Below are 3,140 nucleotides of genomic sequence, written 5' to 3'. Positions count from 1 at the left end.
TTCTAAAGTAGAACGCGCCGCTTCCCCCATTTCCCGTGAACTCCAATCCCCGCCAGCTCAAGCTGCTCAACACCGTGCGCTCGCGCGGCTCGATCACCGTCGAGCAGCTGGCCGAGATGCTCGGCGTGACGCTCCAGACCGTGCGCCGCGACGTCCAGCGGCTGGCCGACGAGGGCCTGCTGACGCGCTTCCACGGCGGCGTGCGGGTGCCGAGCTCGACCACCGAGAACATCGGCTACCGGCAGCGCGAGAACCTGCATGCCGAAGGCAAGGCGCGCATCGCGCGCGCGGTGGCGGCGCGGGTGCCCAACGACTGCTCGTTGATCCTCAATATCGGCACCACCACCGAGGCGATCGCCAAGGCGCTGCTGCGCCACACCGGGCTGCGCGTGATCACCAACAACCTCAATGTGGCGAGCATCCTGAGCGACAACCCGTCGTGCGAGGTGATAGTGGCCGGCGGTTCGGTGCGGCTGCGCGACCGCGCCATCGTGGGCGAGGCGACGGTCGACTTCATCCGCCAGTTCAAAGTCGACATCGCGCTGATCGGCGTCTCGAGCATCGAGGACGACGGCACATTGCGCGACTTCGACCTGCGCGAGGTGAAGGTGGCGCAAACCATCATCGCGCAGGCACGCGAGGTCTGGCTGGCGGCCGACGCCAGCAAGTTCAACCGGCCGGCGATGATCGAGCTGGCGAAGCTGTCGCAGATCGACTGCCTCTTCACCGATGCCGAGCCGCCACCGCCTTTCCCCGAACTTCTGGCGCGCGCCGATGTGCGCTGCGAAATCGCACGCGACAGCTGAAGGATTCTTGCCATGACCTACCTGCTCGCCCTCGACCAGGGCACCTCCAGCTCACGCAGCATCGTCTTCGACGGCGACGGTCGAATCGTCGCCATCGCCCAGCGCGAACTGACGCAGATCTATCCGCAGCCCGGCTGGGTCGAGCACGATCCGATAGAGATCTGGACCCGCCATTTGGCCACCGCGCGCGAGGTGCTGGCGAAGGCAGGGATCGCCGCCGCGGACATCCATGCGGTCGGCATCACGAACCAGCGCGAGACCACCTTGCTGTGGAACCGCAAGACCGGCCAGCCGGTGCATCACGCGATCGTCTGGCAGGACCGCCGCGCCGAGCCGCTGTGCGCGCGGCTGCGCGCGGACGGCATGAGCGACACCATCCGCGACAAGACCGGACTCGTGATCGACGCCTACTTCTCGGCCACCAAGCTGCGCTGGCTGCTCGACAACGTGCCTGGCGCGCGGGCCGCGGCGGAGCGCGGCGAGCTGGCTTTCGGCACGGTCGACAGCTGGCTGATCTGGCAGCTGACCGGCGGCAAGGTGCACGCGACCGACGTCAGCAACGCTTCGCGCACGATGCTGTTCAACGTGCACCGCAACCAATGGGATGCCGACCTGCTGAAGGCGCTCGACATCCCGGCCTCGCTGATGCCCGAGGTCAAGCCCTCGAGCGCGCATTTCGCCGACATCGATAYGGCCCTGCTGGGGCGCAGCCTGCCGATCGGCGGCGTCGCGGGCGACCAGCAGAGCGCGCTGTTCGGCCAGGCCTGCTTCGAGGCCGGGATGGCGAAGAACACCTACGGCACCGGCTGCTTCCTGCTGATGCACACGGGCGGCGCCTTCCAGCCTTCACACAACGGCCTACTGGTGACCAGCGCGGCGCAGACCAGCGCCACGCCGCAGTTCGCGATGGAAGGCAGCGTCTTCGTCGGCGGCGCGGTGGTGCAGTGGCTGCGCGACGGCCTCAAGGCGATCCAGGGCAGCGCCGAGGTGCAGGCGCTGGCCGAGAGCGTGCCCGATGCCGGCGGCGTGATGATGGTGCCGGCCTTCACCGGGCTCGGCGCGCCCTACTGGGACGCCGATGCGCGCGGCACCATCACCGGCCTGACCCGCGGTACCACGGTCGCCCACATCGCGCGCGCGGCCCTGGAGAGCATCGCCTACCAGAGCGCGGCGCTGCTGCAGGCCATGAGCCGCGACGCGGTGGCGGCAGGCGGCACGCCGGTGGCGGAATTGCGGGTGGACGGCGGGGCCTGCGTCAACGACCTGCTGATGCAGTTCCAGGCGGATCTGCTCGGGATCCCCGTGGTGCGGCCCGAGGTCACCGAGACGACTGCGCTGGGGGCTGCGTACCTGGCGGGGCTGTCGACCGGGGTCTACAGCGACGTGGGGCAGTTGTCGAAGCTGTGGCGCGTCGAGAGGCGGTTCATGCCGGTCCTGAGCCGGTCCAAGGCGGAGGAAGCGATGGGGCGGTGGGAACTGGCGGTGCGGCGCGCGACGCTCGTGTGAATCCGGCCTGGCTTCGCTAAGATGGAACGCCATGAAGCCATCCATCGCCCTCGAAAGCCAACGAAGCGCAATTCGTGAAGCGGCGAGCCGCTTTCACACCACCAATCCGCGGGTCTTCGGTTCGATCCTCCATGGCAGGGATGAAGAGGGCAGCGACCTCGATCTGCTGGTCGATCGGACCACACTTTTCGACCTGGGTGGCTTGCAGGACGAACTCGAAGACTTGCTTGGCATACAAGTCGACATCAAGACACCCGGYGACCGGCCCCCAAAGTTTCGCGAGCGGGTGCTTGGCTAGCCCCGTATGAGCGAAAGCCGTCTTCCCGACTACCTCGACCACATGCAGCAGGCCGCTCAGGATGCGTGCAGCTTCGTCGAAGGAATGAGCAGGGAGGACTTTCTGGCGGACAAACGAACGCAGCAGGCCGTCATCATCGGCGAGGCTGCGACAAAGGTGGTCGACCGGTACCCAGAATTCGCCCGATCACACTCCGAAATTGCGTGGCGCAACATGCGCGGGATGCGCAATCGCATCGCTCATGGCTACTTCGAGATCAACCTAGTGTCCTGAGTTAGAAGTTCGCAGACAAAATCGCTCGACACTTGCAAGGATGTCATCGGCGGTCTTGACCCATTGGAAGGGCTTGGGCTTGGCGTTGTTGATGTCGAGATACTGCTTGATTGCCTGCTCAAGCTGGCGCGTGGAACGATGGGTTCCGCGGCGGATGTACTTCTCGGTGAGGGTGGCGAACCAGCGCTCGACCTGATTGAGCCAAGAAGCCGAAGTGGGCGTGAAGTGCACGTGGAACCTCGGATGGCGGGTAAACC

The 3,140-nt window shown here is 66.3% G+C and carries 4 protein-coding genes and 1 pseudogene; 4 read left to right on the top strand and 1 reads right to left on the bottom strand.

Annotated elements, in window-relative coordinates; translation table 11 throughout:
- Positions 1–35 precede the first annotated feature (35 nt).
- From AC1DY5_RS48950 to AC1DY5_RS48935, 4 genes are read left to right on the top strand one after another with little or no spacing between them, the layout of a single operon-like run.
- Entirely contained in the window at positions 36–806 is a 771-nt protein-coding gene (locus tag AC1DY5_RS48950) for a DeoR/GlpR family DNA-binding transcription regulator (RefSeq protein ID WP_478121555.1), read from the top strand.
- A 12-nt stretch (positions 807–818) separates the two neighbouring features.
- Positions 819–2,312 (top strand): glycerol kinase GlpK, encoded by a 1,494-nt coding sequence (gene glpK / locus AC1DY5_RS48945; protein WP_478121554.1) that lies wholly within the window; start codon positions 819–821, stop codon positions 2,310–2,312.
- Between the two features lie 31 nt (positions 2,313–2,343).
- Positions 2,344–2,610: a nucleotidyltransferase family protein gene (locus AC1DY5_RS48940; RefSeq protein WP_478121553.1), complete on the top strand. Its 267-nt coding sequence runs from the start codon at positions 2,344–2,346 to the stop codon at positions 2,608–2,610.
- A 42-nt stretch (positions 2,611–2,652) separates the two neighbouring features.
- Positions 2,653–2,883 (top strand): HepT-like ribonuclease domain-containing protein, encoded by a 231-nt coding sequence (locus AC1DY5_RS48935; protein ID WP_478121552.1) that lies wholly within the window; start codon positions 2,653–2,655, stop codon positions 2,881–2,883.
- Here AC1DY5_RS48935 and AC1DY5_RS48930 read toward each other — a convergent pair.
- Positions 2,872–3,140 (bottom strand): annotated as a pseudogene (locus AC1DY5_RS48930) (IS630 family transposase); the annotation flags it as partial. The gene AC1DY5_RS48935 and the pseudogene AC1DY5_RS48930 overlap by 12 nt on opposite strands.

It is taken from the genome of Variovorax sp. P4_D9 (genome assembly GCF_056401695.1).
This window is presented reverse-complemented; position numbering and strand designations above follow the sequence as displayed.

Bases quoted from the DNA above. Each gene is read 5' to 3' on its own strand.
- AC1DY5_RS48935 (WP_478121552.1), top strand. From the start codon at position 2,653: ATGCAGCAGGCCGCTCAGGATGCGTGCAGCTTCGTCGAAGGAATGAGC.